Below are 21,394 nucleotides of genomic sequence, written 5' to 3' on the forward strand. Positions count from 1 at the left end.
CCCCGCGAGATCGTATATGGACCGCACGGCTCGCGGCGCGCACAATCGGCCCATGGGCTATGTCGGCGCGCGGACGCCTCGCAGGGAAGACGCCAGACTGCTGACCGGAAAGGGGAGATACGTCGGCAACGTACGCCTGCCCGGCATGGCGTACGCGGTGGTGGTGCGCAGCCCCGTCGCGCACGGACGGCTCCTCGGCTGCGACGCCAAGGCGGCCTGGACGGTCGAGGGGGTGCTCGACGTCATCACCCCCGCCGACGCCGCGGAGCTGCTGCTGCTGCCCTGCGTCACCCTCGCCCCCGGCCAGCGGCTGACCTCCTACCGGGTGCTCGACGACACGATCAGGTACGCCGGCCAGCCGATCGCCGTCGTCGTGGCCGGCACCCCCGCCGCCGCCCGCGACGCCGCGGACCTGCTGGACCTGGAGCTCGACCAGTCGCCCGCGACCGTCGGCGCGGAACGCGCACTCGACGAGGACGCGCCGCTGCTCTACCCCGAGTGGGGCACGAACCTGGTCACCGACTTCCTGCTCGGCGACGCCGACTGCGCGGAGTTCGTCGAGTCCGCCGAGCACGTCGTCGAGATGACGTTCAGGATGGGACGGATCTCGCCGCATCCCGTCGAGCCGCGCGGCGTGGTGGCCTCCTACGCCGACGACGAGCTGACCGTGCACCTCTCCTCCCAGGCCCCGCACCACGTGCGCGAGCACCTGGCCGACGCGTTCGGGCTCACCCACGACCGGGTACGCGTGATCAGCCGGGACGTCGGCGGCGGGTTCGGCGGCAAGGAGCACGTCTACCCCGACGAGGCGCTCGTCTGCCTGGCCGCGATGCGGACGGGCCGCCCGGTGAGCTGGACCGAGTCGCCCGGCGACCGGCTGACGGCGACCCTGCCCGCGCGGGCCGCCGTCCACCGGGCCAGGCTGGCGCTCGACGGCCAGGGCCGGTTCGTCGCCCTGGACGCCGACATCCTCGGCGACCTCGGCGCCCATCCCTCGAACGTGGGCATCTCGCCCTTCGCGGTCTCGGCCACCCTGCTGCCGGGGCCGTACCGGTTCGAGCGGGTCGGCGTACGGGTGCGCGGAGTGGTCACCAACACCACCCCGACCGGCTCCTACCGCGGCTTCGGGCAGCCCGAGTGCACCTGGACCAGGGAGCGCCTGATCGACGAGGCGGCCCGGCGGCTCGGCCTGGACCCGGTCGAGCTGCGGCTGCGCAACATGCTGACGCCGGACGAGCTGCCGTGCACGAGCCGGGTTTACCAGCAGTACGACTCCGGCGACTACCCCCGGGCCCTGCGCACCCTGCGCGACCTGGTCACCCCGGTCACCGGCGTGGACGACGGCCGCCTTCGCGGCGTCGGCTACTCCTGCCACGTCGAGACCACCGGCCTGGGCCCGTCGATGGAGATGAAGGCGTCGGGCATCCAGGCGGGCGGCTACGAGACGGCGGTGCTGCGCATGGAGCCGGACGCGTCGGTGGTGGTGTCGTCCGGGGTGGTCTCGATCGGGCAGGGCATCGAGACCGCGCTGGCCCAGGTCGCGGCCGACCGGATGGGGGTGCCGATCGAGCAGGTGCGGGTGGTGCTGGGGGACACGGCGGCGACGCCGTACTCGTCGATCGGGTCGATCGCCAGCCGGTCGCTGGCGGTCGGCGGCGGGGCGCTCGTCCAGGCCGCCGCCCGGCTGCGGGACAAGCTGCTGGCCATCGCCGCCCACCGGCTGGAGGCGGCGCCCGGCGACCTGGAGATCGCCGAGGAGTGCGTGCGCGTCAAGGGCGACCCGCGGGCGTCGGTGTCGCTGCGGGAGCTGGCCACGTCCGCCTGGCGGGCCTGGGACCTGCCCGAAGGCGTCACGCCGGGGCTGGAGGAGCGGGTCAGCTACGACCCGGCCGCCTACACCTTCGCCTACGGCGCGCACGCCGCCGCCGTCGCGGTGGACCCCGAGACCGGCGCGGTCGAGGTGGAGCGCTACTGGGTGGTCAACGACGCCGGGACGCTGGTCAACCCGTCCGTGGTCGAGGGCCAGATCCGCGGCGGGGTCGCGCAGAGCATCGGCATGGCGCTGACCGAGGAGATCGTCCACACCGAGGACGGGCAGCCGCTCGCCGAGTACCTGCTGCCGACCACCCGCGAGGTGCCCGACATCGAGGTCGTGCTGCTGGAGACCCCTTCGCCGCTCACCCCGGGCGGCATGAAGGGGGCGGGCGAGGCGGGCACGATCGGCCCGCCCGCCGCCATCGGCAACGCGGTCGCCGCCGCCATGCCCGAGCTGGCCGGACGCGTCACCGACGTGCCCCTCACCCCTCAGGCCGTGTGGAGGTGTCGGCACCTCTGACCTGGGCACGAGGAGCCTGAAGGTTCGGATCGGGGGACGAATCATGGAATATCGTGCACTCTTGGCGTCCATCGGCCGCATGACGGGCCTGGGCGCCGGCCCGGCCAGAGCGGCGGCGGAGGCCACGCTGACCACGCTCGCCCGCACACTCGACGACGACGACCGGCGCGAGCTCATCGACGCCCTGCCGCCCGAGCTGACCAACGACTTCCCCATGGACCATCCGCGCAACGACGGCACCGAGGAGGGCTTCGTCCGGCAGGCGGCGCTGCTCGGCCGTCGTCCGCCCGAGCAGGCCAGGATCAGGGCCCAGGCCGTGCTGGCCGCCGTCGCCGAGCAGGACCCCGAGCTGATCGCCCGGTTGCACATCCCCGAGCAGGTACGCCCCCTGTTCGACCCGCCGGACAGCGGCGGCGGCATCACCGGCCCCAAGGGGCACGCCGCCCCGCTCACCGCCGACGAGATCGCCGCGGCCCTCGCCACCCTGCCGCTGTGGACCGGCGACCGCTCGGCGCTGCGCCGCGAGATCTCCCTGCCGCGGGAGAACCTGCGTGCCGTCCGCCGCGCGCTCGACCGGCTCAAGGCCACCTACGGCCGGCAGCCCCAGCTCCACGACACCGCCGACGGCCTGGCCATCGTGGTCAGGACCGTCTCCGTGGGCGCGGTGACGGCCCTCGACGTGCAGCTGGCCAGGCGGGTCGACGACCTCATCGAGGAGGTGGGCGCCGGCATCGGCCGCCCGTAGCCGCGGGCCCGGCCGGTCTCGGGGCGCGGGCCTGGCTAGCCGCGCGGCCGGTCGGGCGTCGTCTCGCCGGTCAGGTCCTCCAGGTGCTTGCCCGACTGCGACAGGGCCTGTTCCAGCGCCGCCTGCCCGGCGGTCTTGTGCTCCGCCGGGATCCTCCCCGCCACGCCCGGACGCCCGGCCGGGCGCTCACCCGGACGTTCACCCGGACGTTCACCCGGGCGCTCGGCCGGACGCCTGGCCGCGTCGAGGAGCGGCGTGGTGTCGGTCTCGGGGGTGTTCTCGTCAGGACTGCTCATGGCCCTGTCCGTACCCGCTGACCTGGGAAGACATGTCGGACCGCGAAGAAAGTCAGGATTTCTCGGAAAACGTTCGACCCGAACGGCCCTTGCGTGCGTACAGGTTTGGACAGCCGCATGTCCGACAACTCGGAGGCAGGTCTCGTGTTGACTGAAACGAGCATTCGTCGCCGCCCTTCCCAGGATGGAGAGGCCATGTCCAGGCTGCGGTCGGCCCGGCGGAGCCGGATGCAGTACGTATGGCCGTTGCGCCCGGACGCCCGGACCGTCGGCCACGCCCGGTCGATCGTCCGCGAGGAGCTGTCCGGGCTCGACCTGCACGACGACGTCGTGGACGACGCCGTCCTCATGGTGAGCGAGCTGGTCACCAACGCGTTCATGTACGGCGAGGGCCCCTACGAGCTGCTCCTGCACGTGGACGCCAAGGAGGTCATGTGCGTCGTCGTGGACGCCGGCCCGCCCCTGCCCGCCCCCTCGGTCCCCGACCCGTCCGCCGAGCACGGACGGGGGCTGCGCATCGTCGCCCGGCTCTCCGACGGCTTCTACGGCTGCCATCCCCAGCGTTACCTGACCCACCCCGACCTGGTCGGCAAGGCCACCTGGTTCGCGCTGCCACGCCGCGGCGGGCCCGGCAACGTCGTGCCGATCAGGGCGGGCACGTAGGGGGTTTCCAGTCTCCTGCAAGTCGGCCCGACCATACTGTGATCAATTTGGACGAAGCCGATGAGTGGGACAACGTGGAATTCCGAGTTCTGGGGCCGCTGGAGGTCCGCGACGCCGACGGGGGCGCGGTCGGTCTCGGCGGCCCCCGTCCGCGAGCCGTGCTGGCCCGGCTGCTGGTCGCGCAGGGGGCCGTGGTCCCCGCCGAGACGCTGATCGACGACCTGTACGGCGACGCCGCCCCGCCCAGCGCCCTGCCCACCCTGCACTCCTACGTCTCCAACCTGCGCCGCGCGATCGAGCCGGACCGGGGGCCGCGCGCCCGGCCCAGGACGCTGATCGCCCGCCCGCCCGGCTACCTGCTGGCCGCCGCCGACGTGGACGCGCTCCGCTTCGCCGAGCTGGTGAACCGGGCCGAGTTCCGGTCGGCCGAGGAGGCGCTGGCCTGCCTGGAGGAGGCGCTCGGGCTGTGGCGCGGCTCGCCGTACGAGGAGTTCCAGGACGAGCCGTGGGCGATCGTCGAGGTGAGCCGCCTGCGCGAGCTGCGCCTGGTCGCGGTCGAGCGGCGGGCCCGCGCGCTGCTCGACCTGGGCCGTCCGCAGGCGCTGATCACCGAGCTGGAGGCCGAGACCGTCGCCAACCCGCTGCGCGAGCGCCTGTGGTGCCTGCTCGCGCTGTCCCTGTACCGCACCGGCCGCCAGGCCGAGGCGCTGGCCGTGCTGCGCACGGCGGCCAGGCGGCTGTCCGAGGAGCTCGGCCTCGATCCCGGGCCCGAGCTGCGGTCGCTGGAGTCGGACATCCTGCGCCAGGCCGGCTCGCTCGCGCCGGTGGACGACACTCCGGCGCTGGTGGCCGCGCCAGGCCCCCTGGACGTCCCGCACGGGCGGGAGGCCGAGCTGGCCGAGCTGGTGGCGGTGGCCGAGCGGGCCGCGCCCGCCGGGCTCGCGGTCGCCGAGGTCAGCGGTGAGCCGGGGATCGGGAAGACGCGGCTGCTGGAGGCGTTCGGCGAGCACTGCGCGCGGCTCGGCCGGCTCGTGCTCCACGGACGCTGCCACGACGCCGAGGGCACGCCCGCGCTGTGGCCGTGGACGCAGGTCTTCCAGGCGCTGGAGCCGCACTGCCCGCCGCCGGACCGCGAGCCCCTGTCCGGCCTCCTCGACGCCCGCCCCGAAGCACCGCCGGACGCCGGAGGCCCGGCCGAGGCGTTGTTGTCGCGCCGGAACCAGGCCGCCGCCCGGTGGCTGGTCACGGCCTCGCGCGCCCAGCCGCTCGTCATCGTCCTGGACGATCTCCAATGGGCCGACCCGGCCTCGCTCGACCTGCTCAGGCATCTGGTCATGCTGCTGCGCGGCGGCGCGGTCACGCTGGTCGCGGCCTTCCGCACCGGGACCGGCGACGTGCTCGGGCGGCTGGTCCGCTACGACCTGTCGCGGGTGCGCCTGACCGGCGTCGGCCCCGAGGCGGTCCGGGCCATCGCGGCCGACCTCGGCGTCGAGCTGGACGACGAGTCGTGCGCCAGGATGGCCGACTGCACCGGCGGCAACCCGTTCTTCCTGCGCGAGAGCATCAGGCTGCTGGCCCAGAACCCGGATGTGGACGAGGTGCCCGAGGCGGTGACCGAGCTGGTCCGTCTGCGGCTGGACGCGCTCGCCGGGGTCACGGACGTGCTGGCGGTCGCGGCGCTGGCCGGCCGGGAGTTCGACCCGGCCGTGGTGGCCCGGGTCGCGGGGGAGGAGGCGTACGGGCCGCTCGACCGGGCCGTGCGCGGCGGCCTGCTGGCGGCGCGGGCCGGCGGGCGGCTGGCGTTCGTGCACGACCTGGTGCGCGAGGCGCTCGTCAGGGACCTGCCGCCGCTGCGCAGGGCGGCGCTGCACCGGGACCTGGCCGCCGCGCTGTCCGCCCGTCCGGCGACCGACGTCGAGGTGATCGCCCACCACGCCGTGCAGGCCGGTCCGGTGGCGTACGGGGAGGCGGTGCGGTGGGCGCGGGCCGCGGCCGAGCAGGCCGAGCTGCGCCTGGGCTACGCCGAGTCCGCGTCCTGGCTGGGGCACGCGGTGACCGCGCACGACGCCTGCGGCGGCGACCCGGCCGAGCACGTGGAGCTGCTGCTGCGGCAGGTGCGCGCGCTGCTCGCGGCGGGCGAGCCGGCCGCCGCCCGCCGGGTCAGGGACCAGGCCGTGCGGGCGGCCGACCGCGTCACGGACGGGGGAGCGGCGCTCCGGGTCCGGGCGCTGACCTCGTTCGACACGCCGACGATCTGGACGCTGCGGGACCCGTACGGCGCGGCCGACCCGCTGCTCGTCCGCCGCTTCGAGAACGCGCTGCGCGAGCTGCCGGAACCGGACGGACCCGAGCGCGCGATGCTGCTGGCCGGGCTGGCCCAGGAGCTCTACGACGCCTCCGGCGACCCGCGGGCCGAGGGGCTGTCCGCGCAGGCCGTGGCCATGGCCCGGCGGCTGGGCGACCGGCGGCTGCTGATGCGCGCGCTCAATGCCAGGCACCTGTCGCTGCCGCGTCCGCCGCACGTGCACGAGCTGGCGGACCTCGCCGCCGAGCTGCACGAGCTGGCGGACGGCGAGCCGGCCTACCAGCTGCTGGCGAACATGATGGACACCCACAATCGGCTGGAGCTGTTCGACGTCACCGGCGCCGACCTGGCCGCGGCCCGCTGCGACGACCTGCTCGACCGGCTCCCGCTGCCCTGGCCGCGCTTCCAGCACACGCTGTGGCGGGCGGGCCGGCTGGTGCTCGGCGGCCACTTCGACCAGGCGGACGACCTGTACGCCGACGCCGCCGACCAGGCGTCCTGCCTCGGCATCTGGCACGCCACCCGCGCGGTGACCGCCGGCCGCCTGGCCCTGGACTACCACCGGGGCACGATGGCCGCCGCGGGCCCGCTCATCGACGTCCTGCGCGGCGCGAACCACGCCCTCGACCAGGCCGCCCGCACCCTCCACCGGCACGCCCAGGGCCGCCTGGACGAGGCCCGCAAGCTGGACGGCCAACCGCTGCTCGACCGGTCGCGCCCGTCCACCCTGTGCCTGCGGGCCGCCGCCGCGGCGGCGCTCGGCCGGGTGCACGAGTGCCGCCTGCTCTACGAGGCGCTGCTGCCCTTCGGCGGCCGGATCACCGTCCTGTCGGCCTGCGCCTGGGTGGGGCCGGTGGACTGGCACCTCGCGCTGCTGGCCGAGGCGACCGGCCGGCACGAGAGCGCGGTCCGGCACCTGACCGAGCTCGAACGGCTGGCCGCCCGCAACGGCCTGACCTGGTGGCGCGACCGGGCGGCCGAGGCCCGCCGGGGGCCCGGCCGCAAGCACCTGCAACTGGCCACCAGCGGATGACAAGAGCCCCCTGATCAACTCTCCTGACGATCGCCGGGAGGGGAGTGCGGGATGACGGGTGCGCAGGCTTTGGTGAGGGCGCTTGAGCGGGTCGGCGTGGACACCGTGTTCGGCATCCCCGGCGGCGCCGTCCTGCCCGCCTACGACCCGCTGTACCGCTCGACCTCGATCAGGCACGTGCTGGTCCGGCACGAGCAGGGCGCCGGGCACGCGGCCGAGGGCTACGCGCAGGCCACCGGCAAGGTGGGGGTCTGCATGGCGACCAGCGGCCCGGGGGCCACGAACCTGGTGACGCCGCTCGCCGACGCCTACATGGACTCGGTGCCGATCGTCGCGATCACCGGCCAGGTGCCCAGCTCGCAGATCGGCACGGACGCCTTCCAGGAGGCCGACATCACGGGCATCACCCTGTCGATCACCAAGCACAGCTTCCTGGTCACCGACGCGGCCGACATCCCCCGCACGATCATGGAGGCGTTCCACCTCGCCTCCACCGGCCGTCCGGGTCCGGTGCTGGTGGACATCACCAAGGACGCGCTCCAGGCCGAGACCGCCTTCGTCTGGCCTCCGGTCATGCGGCTGCCCGGCTACCGCCCGGTCACCCGGCCGAACGCCCGGCAGATCAGGGCCGCCGCCGAGCTCATGGCCACGGCCCGGCGGCCGGTCCTGTACGTCGGCGGCGGCGTGCACAAGGCGGGCGCGTCCGCCGAGCTGCTGCGCCTGGCCGAGCTGACCGGCATCCCGGTCGTCACCACGCTCATGGCCCGCGGCACGTTCCCCGACAGCCACCCGCTGCACATGGGCATGCCCGGCATGCACGGCTCGGTCGCGGCCGTCGGAGCCCTCCAGCGGGCCGACCTGATCGTCGCGCTCGGCGCCCGGTTCGACGAGCGCGTCACCGGCGACCTGGGCACGTTCGCGCCGCACGCCAAGGTCGTGCACGCCGACGTGGACCCGGCCGAGATCTCCAAGAACCGGCACGCCGACGTGCCCGTCGTGGGCGACTGCAAGGAGGTGCTGGCCGAGCTGACCGCCGCCCTGGACGGCCGGCCCGGCGACCGGGCGGACTGGTTGCGCACGCTGGAGGGGTACCGGCGCACGTACCCGCTGGGCTACGAGACGGTCGAGGGCGCGCTCGCCCCGCAGTACGTCATGCAGCGGCTGAGCGCCCTGGCCGGTCCTGAGGCCGTTTACACCTCCGGCGTGGGCCAGCACCAGATGTGGGCCGCCCAGTTCATCGCCCACGAGCGGCCGGGCTCGTTCGTCAACTCCGGCGGCGCGGGCACGATGGGCTTCGCGATCCCCGCCGCGATGGGGGCCAAGATCGGCTGCCCGGACCGCACGGTGTGGGCGATCGACGGCGACGGCTGCTTCCAGATGACCAATCAGGAGCTGGCCGTGTGCGCGCTGGAGGGCGTGCCGATCAAGGTGGCCGTCATCAACAACGGCAGCCTCGGCATGGTCCGCCAGTGGCAGACCCTCATGTACGACGGCCGCCACTCCAACACCGACCTGCGAGCCGCCCGCCGCATCCCGGACTTCGTCGCGCTGGCCGAGGCGTACGGCTGCCACGGCCTGCGCTGCGAGCGCCCCGAGGACGTGGACGCGGCCGTCGAGCAGGCCATGGCGATCGACGACCGGCCGGTGGTGGTGGACTTCGTCGTGCACCGGGACGCGATGGTGTGGCCCATGGTGCCCGCCGGCACGAGCAACGACGACATCCGGATCGCCAGGAACCTGGCTCCGAACTGGGGAGATGACGAATGAGTCAAGTCGTAACAAAGCAGCCAAAGGTGCCGACCCTCATTTAAGCTTCCTTGACCCGGGGCGGCCCGGGCCGCGGAACCGAGGTGGAAAGTGGCGCTGCGCGTCAAGGTGCTGGGGCCCATCGTGGCCGAGATCGACGGGGTGGAGGTCGCGCTCGGCGGCCCGAGACAGCGCGCGGTGCTCGCCGTGCTGGTCGCGGCGCGCGGGCAGGTGGTCTCGGCCGAACGCGTGCTCGACGCCGCCTGGGACGAGGGCGAGCCCGCCTCGATGCCCACTCTGCACTCCTACATCACCAGGCTGCGCAGAGCACTCGAACCCGGCCGGACCAGCCGGTCGCCGCAGAGCGTGCTGGCCCGCGTCGGCAACGGCTACACGCTGCGCGTCGAGCCCGACGCCGTGGACGCCGAGCGGTTCGCCCGCAAGGTCGCCGAAGGGCAGCTCCTGCTGGAGTCGGGCGACCACAGCTCGGCGCTGGCGGTGCTGAGCGAGGCCGTGGAGCTGTGGGGCGGGCAGCCGTACGGGGAGTTCGCGGGCGCGGCCTTCGCCGTCCCGGAGATCGCGCGGCTCCAGGGGCTGTTCCTGTCGGCGCGGGAGAGCCTGTTCGCCGCGCAGCTCGCCCTCGGACGGCACGCGGCCGTGGTGCCGGAGCTGGAGAAGCTCACCGCCGAGCAGCCCATGAGCGAGCGCGGCTGGGAGCTGCTGGTGCTGGCCCTGTACCGGTCGGGCCGCCAGGGCGACGCGCTGGCCGCGCTGCGCTCCGCCCGCCGCGTGCTGGCCGAGGAGCTGGGCATCGATCCGGGGCCGGGGCTGCGCGAGCTGGAGGCGGCGGTGCTGGCCCAGGACGACGCGCTGCGTCCCGGCGGCGCCGCGCCGCTGCCGGAACGCGGCGGCAACCTGCCCTTCCCCGTGACCGCGCTGGTCGGCCGGGCGGCCGAGGTCGAGCAGGTGGCCGCGCTGCTCGCCGAGCACCGGCTGGTCACGCTCAGCGGGCCGGGCGGCATCGGAAAGACCCGGCTGGCGCTGGAGACCGCGCGGGCCAGGGACGACGCCGACGGGCCGTGGCTGGTCGAGCTGGCCGGGCTGGCCGACCCCTCGCTGGTGGCCGGGGCCATCGCCCAGGTGCTCGGGCTCACCGGGCCGGTCACCGGGCAACGCCTGGCGTACGCGCTGCGCGGCCGCAGCCCGCTGCTGGTGATCGACAACTGCGAGCACCTCGTGACGGCCGTCCGGGACACGGTGTCCGAGCTGCTGGCCGGGGCGGGCGGCGTACGCGTGCTGGCCACCAGCCGCGAGACGCTCGGCGTGCCGGGCGAGGCCCTGTACGACGTGCCGCCGCTGTCCACGGCCGACGCCCGCGACCTGTTCCTGAGCCGGGCCAGGGCCGCCGCCCCCGGCTGGGAGCCGACGCCCGCCGAGCTGGCCAACGCCGAACGCCTCTGCCTGGGGCTCGACGGGCTGCCCCTGGCGGTCGAGCTGGCCGCCGGACAGTGCCGCATGTTGTCGGTCGAGCAGATCCTCACCTCGATGGACGACAGGTTCAGCGTGCTCACCGACGGCGCCGGCCCGCAGCGGCACCGCACGCTGGCCCGTACCGTGGAGTGGAGCTACGACCTGCTCGAACCCGCCGAGCGCGAGCTGTTCCACCGGCTCGGCGCGTTCGCCTCCGGCTTCGACCTGGACGCCGCGGCCGCGGTGTGCGGGCGGCCGGTCCTGGGCGGCCTGGGCGCGCTGGTGCGCAAGTCGCTGGTCGCCGTCGAGCCCGGCACCTCGCCGCGCCGCTACCGGCTGCTGGAGACGATCAAGGAGTTCGCCCGCGCCCGGCAGGACCCGGCCGAGCTGGCCGAGGCCCAGGCCGCGCATCGCGCCTGGGTGCTGACCCGCGCCGAGGCCGCCGACGCCAGGATCCGCGGCGAGGGGGCGACCGCCGCGATGGAGGTGCTCCTCGCCGACCAGGCCGAGCACCGGGCCGCGTTCACCTCGGCGATGCTGGCCGGCGACGGCGGTTACGCGCTGCGGCTCACCGGCCTGCTGTCGTGGTTCTGGTACCGCCGGGGCCACGTCGCCGAGGGGCTGGCCAGCCTGTCGGCGGCCATGGAGCTCTACCCCGACGCCGAGCCCGGCGTGCGCTCCCAGGCGCTGATCGGCATGGCCGGGCTGCACTACCTGGCTGGCGACTTCGTCGCCGCGAGCCGGCGGGCCAGGGAGGCGGCCGAGATGGCCCGCCTGGCCGACGACCTGGTCGCCGAGGGGCGCGCCCTGACCTACCGCGCGCTGTTCGGCGGCCTGTGCGGGGCGCCGAACGCCCTGGCCGACGCCCGTGCCGCGCTCGACCTGGCCGAGGTGGCCGGCATGGCGTGGCTGCACGCCGAGGCGCTGATGGTGCTCGGCATGCTGCTGGTGTTCGCCCGGGAGACCGGTGAGGCGGCCGGCTGGCTGACCCGGTCGATCGAGGTGGCCACCAGGACGGGACACCGCTTCGTCACCGCCTCCTCGACCTGGCTGCTGATGAAGATCGACCTGCTGGGCGGCCGTACCGACCGGCCCCTGGCGTCCGGGCTGCCGATCCTGCGCATGCTCGACGAGGACAAGGACGTCACGTCCTGGCTGGTCATGGCGCACACGCTGGCCGGGGTGCTCACCGCGGGCGGGCTGCCGCGGGACGGCGCCCGCCTGCTCGGCGCGGTCGAGGCGGTCGGGACCCGGGTCGGCTTCTCGCCGCCGGAGCTGGACCCGGCCGACGGCGCCGAGCGGGAGGCGCTGATCCGGCACGCGCTGCCCGCCGCCGAGCTGGCCGAGTGCCTGCGCGAGGGCGCCGCCCTGTCACCCGCCCAGGTGCACGCCCTGCTCGACCGGCTGATCCGGAGCCGCGTCCACTGACCTGGGATTCTTGCGCCGGGCGGGCCGGCAGGCTTTGGTACAGGTATGCCCCCAGGTGATCGGCTCGCCGTGCAGACCATCGAGTTCCACGGTGACAAGGTCGCCTTCGGCGAGGCCGGCGTGACGGACGAGGAACGCGCCGCCGCCGGCCGCGAGACGCTCGCCCAGCGCAACCAGGCGCTGCTGCGGGGCAACCGCCGCCGGGCCAGGCGCCGCTACGCCCACGAGCTGCCCGACGGCGTGCACTTCGCCCGCGTGTGGCGGCGGCGGGCCCTGGCCGAGCTGCGGCCCATGCTGACCGGCGGGCCGCTGGCCGTCTGGGGCGAGGACGACGACGTGCTGCACGTGCTCTGGCAGGGGCCGAACGCCCAGCTCGCCGGCGGCGTGCGGTTCCCGATGTGGCCGGTCAAGGGGGCGGCCGACCTGTGGGAGCTGTCCCTGCGCGTACGGCACCTGGACCGGGCCGTGATCGGCGTCACCGCGGTGCCTCCCGGCGGCCGGCCGGTGGAGCGGATCTGGCACGGCTCCCGCGCCGCCCCCGCCCCCGCGACGGCCGCCCGGCTCGCCGGCACGCTGGTCACCCGCGAGATCAGCAGCGTCCACCTGGGCGAGCGCCGCGCGATCACCGTCTACCGGCCGCCCGGCCCGATCCGGCCGATGCCCCTGTGCCTGCTGGCCGACGGGCAGGCCGCCGAGTCGCACGCCCGGGTGCTGGAGCCGGCGATCCTGGCCGGCGCGCTGCCGCCGCTGATCCTGGTCGGCCCGCACGCCGCCGGCGCGCCGGGGCCGTACCCGGACGGGCGGGCCAGGGAGTACCTGCCCTACGCCGACCCGCGGCGCTTCGCGGCGCACCTGGCGTTCGTCGTCGGCGAGGTCCTGCCCGGCTTCCCCGAGGCGAGCCACGTCATCAGCGCAGGCTTCTCCGAAGGCGCGGCCTTCGCGCTGACCGCCGCCGACCGGTGCCCCGGCCGGATCGCCGCGGCCGTCGCCCTCAGCCCCGACCTGCTGCCGCAGCTCCTCGACACCTCCGTACGGGTGCCCCGCTACCTCGCGGCGGGCACGCTCGAACCGGCCTCGCTCGACTGCGCGCGCTCGCTGGCCGCGCGCCTGGCCGGGGCGGGCGTGGCCCACCGGTGCACGGCGTGGATCGGCGGCCACGACGGCTACTGGTGGCGGGTGCACCTGCTGGCCGCCCTCACCTGGCTGGCCCGCGAGCCGCCGCCCCGCTCACGCTGACCGCGCCGGCCGGACGGCGGCCAGCACCAGCAGCCCGGCGAACAGCCCGGTGACCGCGGCGGCCAGGTAGACGGCGTTCAGCGCCGAGGGGAACGAAGCCGGCCCGGTCATGCCGTCCTGGAACAGGATGCCGAAGGCGGCGACGCCGAGGGCGTACCCGAGCTGCCTGACGGTGTTGACCGCGCCCGCCGCCATCCCGGCCCGGTGCGGCGGGACGTGCGCCATGGCGGCCGAGCTGAGGGCCGGGATGGCCAGGCCGACGCCGATCCCGGTCACCACCAGGCCCGGCGCGAGCGCCGTCCACGTGGAGTGCTCGTCGAGCATGCCCTGCAGCAGCGCGCCCGCGGCGATCAGCAGCAGCCCGCCGCCGACCGCGGCGCGCGCCGTCAGCCGGGGGAGCAGGCGGGCGGCGGCGACCGAGACGACCAGCGAGGTACCGGCCATCGGCGTCAGCGCCAGCCCCGCCTGGACCGGCCCGAGCCCCAGCCCGCCGGCCTGCTGCAACCACAGCGAGGTGAAGGCCAGGCAGGCGAACGCGGCCGGCATGAGCAGCCCGGCCCCCGCCATGATCCCGCTGAACGCCTTGTTCGCGAACAGCCGCAGGTCCACCATGGGATGCGCGCCGCGCGACTCCACCAGCACGAACGCGGCGAACGCGAGCACCGCCACGGCGAGCGGCGCCAGCGCGCGCGCCGACGTCCAGCCGTTCGGCCCGGCCTCGATCAGCCCGTAGGTGAGCGCGCCCGCCGCCAGGGTGAACGTGCCCATCCCGGCCAGGTCCAGCCGGCCCCCGCCCGGCAGGCGGGACTCGCCGACCGTGCGCCAGGTCATCCAGGCGGCGGCCAGGCTGATGGGCAGGTTCACCAGGAAGACGGCCCGCCAGTGCAGGTGCTCGGTGAGCAGCCCGCCGAGCACGGGGGCGAGCGCCGCGGCGGCCCCGTTCACGCCGCCCCACACGCCGAACGCGATGCCGCGCTCCCGGCCGTGGTAGGTGGCGCTGATCAGGGCCAGCGTCGTGGCCATCATGGCGGCGCCGCCCGCCCCCTGCAGCACGCGGGCCGCCAGCAGCAGGCCCCCGGTGGGCGCGAGGCCGCAGGCCAGGGAGGCGAGCGCGAACACGCAGAGGGCGATCAGGTACACCTTGCGCCGCCCTGCGTGGTCGGCGACCGAGCCGGCCGCCAGCAGCAGCGCGGCCAGGGCCAGGGCGTAGCCGTCCAGGAGCCATTGGGCGTCGGTGAAGGACATCTTCAGGTCGGCGGTGATGCCGGGCAGGGCCACCATGACGATGGTCACGTCCACCAGGAGCATGAAGGCGCCCAGGCAGGCGGCGGCCAGCGGCCACCAGCTCGTACGGGTCAGTGTCGTGTTCATGGCGGCAAGGGTCCGGCCCGGACGGGGGATAACCCTAGCCGTCGAGGCTCTTCTGCCGGTTTTCCGCGCTCTGTAGCCTGATCTGGTGGAAAACGTCACCCTCGACGAGGTCGACCGCGGGCTGCTGCACGCGTTGCAGGTGGACGGGCGGGCCTCGTTCAGCCGGATCGCCGAGGTGCTGGGAGTGTCCGACCAGCGGGTGGCCCGCCGCTACCGGCGGCTGCGCTCCGGCGGCGGGATCCGGGTCGTCGGCGTGGTGGACCGGCAGCGGCTCGGCCACCAGTCGTGGGCCATCCGGCTGCGCTGCACGCCCGACGCCGGCGCCTCGATCGCCGAGGCACTCGGACGGCGGCCCGACACGTTCTGGGTGCACCTGCTGTCCGGCGGCACCGAGATCTCCTGCGGCGCCATCCAGCGCCTCGACCGGGAACGCGAGCCGCTGCTGCTGACCAAGCTGGCCAGGACCAACCGGGTGCTCGCGGTGTCGGCGCACCGGACCCTGCACATGTTCGTCGGCGGCCGCATCGGCTGGGCCGGGCTCGCCGCGCTCTCCGCCGACCAGGTCGCCCACCTGCGGGCCGGCCGCGTGTACGCCCCCCGCGACACCGGCGAGGACGTGACGCTCGGCCCCGGCGACGACGCGCTGCTGGCCGAGCTGTCCCGCGACGGCCGCACCGGCCACGCCGACCTGGCGGCGGCGACCGGCTGGTCGGAGTCCACGGTCCGGCGGCGGATGGAACAGCTCTGCGCGGCCGGCGCCCTGTTCTTCGACATGGACGTGCTGCCCCGGCTCCTGGACTACCGGGTCGAGGCCCAGCTGTGGATGTCGGTGCCGCCCGCCGACCTCGACGCCACCGGCCGGGCGCTGGCCGAGCACCCGGAGGTCGCCTTCGCCGGGGCGACCACGGGCCCGACGAACCTCGCGGCCAGCGTGGTGTGCCGCGACGACACCGCCTTCTACCGCTACCTCACCGACAGCCTGGGCGCGCTGCCCGCCATCCGGCACATCGAGACCGCGCCGATCATCAGGACCATCAAGCGGGCGGGCGCCGGGCTGACGAGTTGACCTCAAGTCGTCTTGAGGTTGCACGCTGGCCGTGGACGTTTTCGCGGGATGAGGAGTGGTCATGAGAGTGGTGCAGGTGACGCGGTTCGGCGGCCCCGAGGTGCTGGAGACGCGGACCGTCCCGGACCCGGTGGCCGGGCCGGGCGAGGTCGTGGTGAAGGTCGGCTTCGCCGAGATCAATTTCATCGAGACGCAGCTCAGGCGGGGGATCACGCCGGGGCCGCCGCTGCCGGAGCCGCCGTACGTGCCGGGTGCGGGCGTCGGCGGGCTCGTGTTGTCCGTGGGCGCTGACGTCGATGCCGGGCTGGTGGGGCGGCGGGTGGTGACCCGTACGCCGGGCTTCGGCGGCGGGAACGCCGAACTGGTCGTGGCCAGGGCCGCGGACCTGATCGAGGTGCCGGACGGGCTCGCGCTGGCCGACGCCACGGCGCTGCTCATCGACGGCAACACGGCCGTGGGCCTGTTCGCGAACGCCGCGATCCGGCCCGGCGAACGGGTGCTCGTCCAGGCCGCGGCCGGCGGGCTCGGCAGCCTGCTCGTGCAGCTCGCACGCGCGGCCGGTGCCCGGGTCATCGGGGCGGCGGGCGGTGCGGCCAAGCTGGCGGTGGTCGCCGGGCTCGGCGCCGAGGCGACCGTCGACTACTCGCGTCCCGGCTGGACCCAGGAGGTCCTCGACGCGACCGGCGGGCGCGGCCCCGACGTGGTCTTCGACGGCGTGGGCGGCGAGCTCGGCCGCCAGGCGTTCGAGGTGACCGCGCGCGGCGGGCGGTTCTCCGTGCACGGCGCGTCCAGCGGCAGCGCCACGACCGTCGATCCGGCGGAGGCCGACCGCCGGGGCGTCACGGTGATCGGTCTGGAGCAGCTGGCCGGCCTGGGCCAGGACGGGAACGAGCGGGCCGTGCGTGCGCTCGCCGAGGCGGCGGCCGGGCGGCTCAAGGCGGTCGTCGGGCGCACGTTCCCGCTGGAGCGGGCGGCCGAGGCGCACGCGGCGATCGAGGCCCGCGCGGTGAACGGCAAGACCCTGCTGGAGGTCTGACCGCCCGCGGGCCCTGGGATGCCGGGGTCATAATCGAGGCGTGCACCGGCCGTCCAGGCGACTCCTCCTCCAGGCGGGCGCGGTCGCCGTGGCCGCCGTGGCGGGGGCGCTCGCCCGGTCCGAGCCCGCCCACACGCCGGACGACTCCTTCGTCAGGCTGCGCCGCCAGTGGCGCGAGGTGACGCTTGGGTCGGGGTTCGACGCGGGCGCGGAGCCGTACCGGACGCGGCTGGCCGAGACGGGCCGGCGGGCGGCCCGGTACCGCGCGGCCATGGCGTACACGGGCACGTCGCTCTGGGCGGACCAGCCGTTCCCGTCGTTCGCCGCGACGCCGGGGCGGCTGCTGGCCATGGCCCGCGCGTACGCGCTGCCGGGGACGGGGCTGACCGGCGACGCCACCCTGGCCGCCGCCGTCGCCGCCGGGATCGACCACTACCGCCGCCACGTGTACGCCGCCGGCGCCGACCCGGCGGGCAACTGGTGGCACTGGGAGATCGGCGTGCCGAGGGCGCTGCTCGACGCGGCCGTGCTGGTCGGGCCGCACCTGGGCGAGCGGCGCAGCGCCGCGCTGCGGGACGCGGTCGACCACTTCGTGCCCGAGAGCCGCCTCGGCGACTACAGCGGCACCAGCACCGCCGCCAACCGGGTGGACCTGTGCGTGGTGACGTTGCTGCGCGCCATGCTCAGGGCCGACCCCGGCAAGGCGGCGCTGGCGGCCTCGGCGCTCGCCCCGGTGTTCCGCGTGGTCGCCGAGGGAGATGGTTTCTACCGGGACGGGTCCTTCGTCCAGCATTCGACCGTGCCGTACCAGGGCGGCTACGGGGTGACGCTGCTCACCGGGCTCGCGACGTTGTTCGCGGTGCTGCGCGGCACGCCGTGGGAGGTCGTGGACCCGACCGTGTTCGCCATGGTGGAGCGGTCGTTCGCACCGTTCGTGCACGACGGGTTCTGCATGGACCTGGTGCGCGGCAGGGGGATCGGCAGGAAGCCGTTCGGCGACCACGACAGGGGCCGCGAGCTGGCCGCCGCGATCCTGCTGCTCGGCGAGATGGCCCCGGCCGCCGACCGGGCCCGCTGGCAGGCGATGGTCAAGGGCTGGGCGGTACGCCAGACGTGCCGTCCCATGCAGGACGAGGCCGGCCCGGCCTTCCACGCCCGCCTGACCGCCGTCCTGGCCGACGACGCCGTGGCCGCCGCGCCGGAGCCCGTCGGCCACCGGCTGTTCCCGATGAGCGCGCGGGCCGTGCACCGCCGGCCGGGCTGGTGCGCCGCGCTCAGCATGGCCTCCGCCACGATCGGCCACTACGAGCACGGCAACGGCGAGAACCTGCGCGGCTGGCACACCGGCTCCGGCCTGCTCTACTGGTGGGCCGGCGGCCACGCCGACCAGTACTCCGACTCGTTCTGGACGACCGTCGACCCCTACCGGCTGCCCGGCACGACCGTCTCCACCCGGCGGCTGCCCGACGGCGCGGGCCCGGCCTGGGGCGACACCTGCCCGCCCGGCCGCTGGGTCGGCGGCGCCACGGACGGCATGTACGCCGTCGTCGGCCAGCACCTGAACGGCCTCGACAGCACGATGGAGGCGTTCAAGTCGTGGTTCTTCCTCGACGACGCCGTGGTCTGCCTCGGCGCGGGGATCAGCGCCGCGGACGGCGTGCCGGTCGAGACGATCGTGGACAACCGCAGGACCGCCGCCCCCCTGACCGCCGATCTCCGGGCGGGGTGGGCGCACCTCGACGGCCACGGCGGCTACGTGGTGCCGGACGGCCTGCGCACCCTGCGCGAACGGCGCGGCGACCGCGACTACGTCACGCTCTGGCTCGACCACGGCGTCGATCCGGACCAGGCGGACTACGTCTACCTGCTGCTGCCGGGCGCGAGCCGCGCGCGCACGGCCGCCAGGGCCGCCGATCCCGGGTGGGCCCGCGTGCTCGCCAACACCGCGCGGCGGCAGGCCGTCCGGGTGGACGCGCTGGGCGTCACCGCGGCCGCCTTCTGGAACGAGGGCGCCGCCGGCCCGCTCGCCGCCTCCGGGCCCTGCGCCGTGCTGGTCAGGGAGGACGCCGCGGGCACGGCCACCGTGACCGTGGCCGACCCCCGGCGCGACCTGGACGGGCTCACCGTGACCTGGGACCGGCCGGTCGCCGGCGTGCTGCGCGGCCACCCGCTGCTCACGGGGGCGGCGACGGGCGACCGGCTGAGGCTCGTCTTCGGGCCGACGGCCGACCTGGAGGGCGCTTCGGTGACGGTGACCGTCCGGCTGTCGTGACGGGGTCAGGAGAGCACGGCCTGGGCGGCGACCAGCTCGGCGTACTTGCCGCCGATGGCCGTCAGCTCGTCGTGGGTGCCGCGTTGCACCACCCGGCCCGCGTCGATCACGAGGATCAGGTCGGCGTCCCTGACCGTGCTGAGCCGGTGGGCGATCACGATCCTGGTCTGGACGAGCCGGCTCAGGTTCGCCTCGATGGCCGCCTCCGTGGCGCTGTCGAGGTTGCTGGTGGCCTCGTCGAGCAGCAGCACCTTCGGGCGCGACAGGACGGCGCGGGCCAGGGCGAGCCGCTGCCGCTGGCCGCCCGACAGGCCGCCGCCGTCGGTGAGCATCGTCTCGTACCCCATGGGCATGTCCATGATCTCGTCGTGCAGCGCCGCCAGGCGGGCCGCGGCGACCACCCGCTCCAGGGACGCGCCCGGCTCGTTCAGCGCGATGTTCTCCCTGATCGAGCCGTTGAACAGGGACGGATCCTGGGTGACCACGCCGAACTGGCGGCGCAGCGTGCGCAGGTTCAGCTCGGCGGCCGGGACGCCGTCGTAACGGATCTCGCCGAGCACGGGCGTGTGCAGCGCGAGCAGCAGCCGGGCCAGCGTGCTCTTGCCCGAGCCGGACGCGCCCACCAGGGCGACCTTCTGACCAGGGCGGATGGAGACCGAGACGTCGCGCACGGTCCAGGGGGCGCGCGGGTCGTGGCGGAAGCTCACCCCGCGCAGCTCGACCGCGCCCCGCAGCCGCAGCACCTCGATGCCGTTGCTCGGCTCCGGCTCCGAGGCCAGGATGTCGGACAGCCGGTCGAAGTGCGCGCCGGCCTGCTGGAGGCTCTGCAGCCCGGTCATCAGCGAGCCGAGCGGGGTCAGCGCGCCGAGCGCGATGGCGTTCAGCGCCACCAGCGCGCCCACCGTGAGCTGCCCGTCGAGCACCCGCCAGGCGCCCAGCCACAGCAGCCCGAGCGGCGCCGTCACCCGGATCGCGGCCAGCGCCGATTCCAGCAGCCCCCTGGTCAGCCCGGCCCGCACGTCCGCGTTGAGCTGCCTGGCGAAGTGCGACGACCACTGGTCCACGGCCCGCTTCTCGGCGCCCGACGCCTTCAGCGTCTCGATGCCGGTGATCGTCTGGATCAGGCTGGTCTGGGACGCCGACAGCGCCGTCAGCTCCTGCCGGGTCAGCGTGGCGATCCGGCTGGTCGTGGCCAGCAGCAGGACCGTCTGCAGCACGGCCAGCCCGGTCAGCGCCAGCCCGAACACCGGGTCCCAGAGGTAGACCAGCACCAGGTAGCCCACGGCCAGCGGGCCGTCCAGCAGCGCCGCCACGACCTGCCCGGTGAGGATGTCGCCGAGCGTCGAGACGCTGCCCGCCCTGGTCACCAGGTCGCCCTTGCCGCGCTGCTGGAAGTACCGGTACGGCAGCGTCACCAGATGGCTGACCAGGCTCTCGGTGAGCTCCTGGTCGGCACGGGCCCGTACGGCGACCAGCAGCGCCGCCCGCAGGTACCCGATCACCAGCTGAGCCGCCCCCGCGAGCAGCACGGAGACGCCCAGCAGGGACAGCACGTCCACCGCCCGCCTGGGCACGATGGAGTCCAGGAGCAGCTGCGAGAACATCGGCAGCGCCAGCCCGAGCACCTGCAGCAGCAACGAGGCCGCGATGAGCTGCGCGAGCAGCCCCCTGCGCCGCCGGAACAGCGTCCGGACGAACTCCCTGCGCCAGGCGCTCGCCGCCGAGGTCGTGCCGCGCCGGAACCCCTCGCCCGGCTCGAACACCAGCAGCACGCCGGTGAACCCGGCCCCGAACTCCTCCGGCGTCAGCCTGCGGCGGCCGTGCCCGGGGTCGACGACGTCCACGCGGTCGGGGGACCAGCGTTCGACCACGATGAAGTGGTTGAACTCCCAGTGCGCGACGGCGGGGAGCGGCACGCGGGCCAGGTCCTCGGGGGCCAGGGAGAAGGCGCGGGCCTTGAGGCCGTGGTCGCGGGCGCCGTCCACGACGGCCTTGGCGCTCAGGCCGTCCCTGCCGACCTGGAGGCGCTCGGCGACCTGGTGGAGCGTGGTGCGGTGCCCGTGGTGGCACAGCACCATGGCCAGGCAGGCCGCGCCGCACTCGGTGTCGGTGTTCTGGAGCAGTACGGGCAGGCGGCGCAACATCAGGCGACCGCCTCCACCGCGGCCATGGTCAGCAGGAGGCCGGTGGCGAGGAGCGCGGCCACCAGCAGCCACAGCGCGAGGAACGACGGGGTGCTGATCACCGGCGGCATCCGGGTGACCCGCGACATCGCCCGGTGCCGCAACGCCTCCTCCCGGTAGATGCCCTGCCCTTCCCGCGGGTCCCGCGCGGCGGGTGCCGCGTGGCGCGGGGCAGGGCGCGTCTTGCCGTACGGATCGTTCAAGGCCGG

General features: G+C 75.2%; 14 protein-coding genes. 10 read left to right on the forward strand and 4 right to left on the reverse strand.

Features of this window, described 5'->3' with window-relative positions; genetic code table 11:
• Window positions 1-52 precede the first annotated feature (52 nt).
• On the forward strand, window positions 53-2,335 hold the full coding sequence (locus AB0C33_RS23715; protein ID WP_358291438.1) for a xanthine dehydrogenase family protein molybdopterin-binding subunit: 2,283 nt from the start codon (window positions 53-55) through the stop codon (window positions 2,333-2,335).
• Between the two features lie 61 nt (window positions 2,336-2,396).
• On the forward strand, window positions 2,397-3,080 hold the full coding sequence (locus AB0C33_RS23720; protein ID WP_358291440.1) for a DUF2267 domain-containing protein: 684 nt from the start codon (window positions 2,397-2,399) through the stop codon (window positions 3,078-3,080).
• Between the two features lie 35 nt (window positions 3,081-3,115).
• Here the strand turns inward: AB0C33_RS23720 and AB0C33_RS23725 are convergent, their stop codons facing one another.
• Complete coding sequence (locus AB0C33_RS23725; RefSeq protein WP_358291442.1) at window positions 3,116-3,376, reverse strand: hypothetical protein; 261 nt, start codon at window positions 3,374-3,376, stop codon at window positions 3,116-3,118.
• A 195-nt stretch (window positions 3,377-3,571) separates the two neighbouring features.
• On the opposite strand from AB0C33_RS23725, the gene AB0C33_RS23730 reads away from it, so the two are divergent.
• The 5 genes from AB0C33_RS23730 (at window position 3,572) to AB0C33_RS23750 (ending at window position 13,257) form a co-directional block, all read left to right on the forward strand.
• Complete coding sequence (locus AB0C33_RS23730; RefSeq protein ID WP_358291444.1) at window positions 3,572-4,039, forward strand: ATP-binding protein; 468 nt, start codon at window positions 3,572-3,574, stop codon at window positions 4,037-4,039.
• Window positions 4,040-4,086: 47 nt separating this feature from the next.
• A complete protein-coding gene (locus tag AB0C33_RS23735) occupies window positions 4,087-7,377 on the forward strand; it encodes a BTAD domain-containing putative transcriptional regulator (RefSeq protein WP_358291446.1) in 3,291 nt (1,096 codons plus the stop codon).
• A 51-nt stretch (window positions 7,378-7,428) separates the two neighbouring features.
• Complete coding sequence (locus AB0C33_RS23740; RefSeq protein ID WP_358291448.1) at window positions 7,429-9,144, forward strand: acetolactate synthase large subunit; 1,716 nt, start codon at window positions 7,429-7,431, stop codon at window positions 9,142-9,144.
• A gap of 90 nt (window positions 9,145-9,234) precedes the next feature.
• On the forward strand, window positions 9,235-12,021 hold the full coding sequence (locus AB0C33_RS23745) for a BTAD domain-containing putative transcriptional regulator (protein WP_358291450.1): 2,787 nt from the start codon (window positions 9,235-9,237) through the stop codon (window positions 12,019-12,021).
• 45 nt (window positions 12,022-12,066) lie between these two features.
• On the forward strand, window positions 12,067-13,257 hold the full coding sequence (locus tag AB0C33_RS23750; RefSeq protein ID WP_358291452.1) for a hypothetical protein: 1,191 nt from the start codon (window positions 12,067-12,069) through the stop codon (window positions 13,255-13,257).
• Here AB0C33_RS23750 and AB0C33_RS23755 read toward each other — a convergent pair.
• Complete coding sequence (locus AB0C33_RS23755) at window positions 13,249-14,628, reverse strand: MFS transporter (RefSeq protein WP_358291454.1); 1,380 nt, start codon at window positions 14,626-14,628, stop codon at window positions 13,249-13,251. The two genes, AB0C33_RS23750 and AB0C33_RS23755, sit on opposite strands and share 9 nt — an antisense overlap.
• 85 nt (window positions 14,629-14,713) lie before the next feature.
• Here AB0C33_RS23755 and AB0C33_RS23760 point away from each other — a divergent pair, with 85 nt between their 5' ends.
• From AB0C33_RS23760 to AB0C33_RS23770, 3 genes are all read left to right on the forward strand, one after another.
• Complete coding sequence (locus tag AB0C33_RS23760; protein WP_358291456.1) at window positions 14,714-15,694, forward strand: AsnC family transcriptional regulator; 981 nt, start codon at window positions 14,714-14,716, stop codon at window positions 15,692-15,694.
• Window positions 15,695-15,755: 61 nt separating this feature from the next.
• Window positions 15,756-16,730, forward strand: a complete 975-nt coding sequence (locus AB0C33_RS23765) for a zinc-binding dehydrogenase (RefSeq protein ID WP_358291457.1) — start codon at window positions 15,756-15,758, stop codon at window positions 16,728-16,730.
• A 40-nt stretch (window positions 16,731-16,770) separates the two neighbouring features.
• Complete coding sequence (locus tag AB0C33_RS23770) at window positions 16,771-19,002, forward strand: polysaccharide lyase 8 family protein (protein ID WP_358291459.1); 2,232 nt, start codon at window positions 16,771-16,773, stop codon at window positions 19,000-19,002.
• A 5-nt stretch (window positions 19,003-19,007) separates the two neighbouring features.
• Here the strand turns inward: AB0C33_RS23770 and AB0C33_RS23775 are convergent, their stop codons facing one another.
• Window positions 19,008-21,146 (reverse strand): peptidase domain-containing ABC transporter, encoded by a 2,139-nt coding sequence (locus AB0C33_RS23775; RefSeq protein ID WP_358291461.1) that lies wholly within the window; start codon window positions 21,144-21,146, stop codon window positions 19,008-19,010.
• Window positions 21,146-21,388: a hypothetical protein gene (locus tag AB0C33_RS23780; protein ID WP_358291463.1), complete on the reverse strand. Its 243-nt coding sequence runs from the start codon at window positions 21,386-21,388 to the stop codon at window positions 21,146-21,148. The genes AB0C33_RS23775 and AB0C33_RS23780 overlap by 1 nt, the downstream gene beginning before the upstream one ends.
• Window positions 21,389-21,394: the final 6 nt, after the last annotated feature.

It is taken from the genome of Nonomuraea sp. NPDC048881, assembly GCF_040649795.1.
GTDB lineage: Bacteria > Actinomycetota > Actinomycetes > Streptosporangiales > Streptosporangiaceae > Nonomuraea.

Coding starts and splice junctions, on each gene's coding strand:
- AB0C33_RS23750 (WP_358291452.1), top strand. CDS start 12,067: ATGCCCCCAGGTGATCGGCTCGCCGTGCAGACCATCGAGTTCCACGGT.
- AB0C33_RS23775 (WP_358291461.1), bottom strand. CDS start 21,146: ATGTTGCGCCGCCTGCCCGTACTGCTCCAGAACACCGACACCGAGTGC.
- AB0C33_RS23725 (WP_358291442.1), bottom strand. CDS start 3,376: ATGAGCAGTCCTGACGAGAACACCCCCGAGACCGACACCACGCCGCTC.
- AB0C33_RS23730 (WP_358291444.1), top strand. CDS start 3,572: ATGTCCAGGCTGCGGTCGGCCCGGCGGAGCCGGATGCAGTACGTATGG.
- AB0C33_RS23755 (WP_358291454.1), bottom strand. CDS start 14,628: ATGAACACGACACTGACCCGTACGAGCTGGTGGCCGCTGGCCGCCGCC.
- AB0C33_RS23715 (WP_358291438.1), top strand. CDS start 53: ATGGGCTATGTCGGCGCGCGGACGCCTCGCAGGGAAGACGCCAGACTG.
- AB0C33_RS23765 (WP_358291457.1), top strand. CDS start 15,756: ATGAGAGTGGTGCAGGTGACGCGGTTCGGCGGCCCCGAGGTGCTGGAG.
- AB0C33_RS23740 (WP_358291448.1), top strand. CDS start 7,429: ATGACGGGTGCGCAGGCTTTGGTGAGGGCGCTTGAGCGGGTCGGCGTG.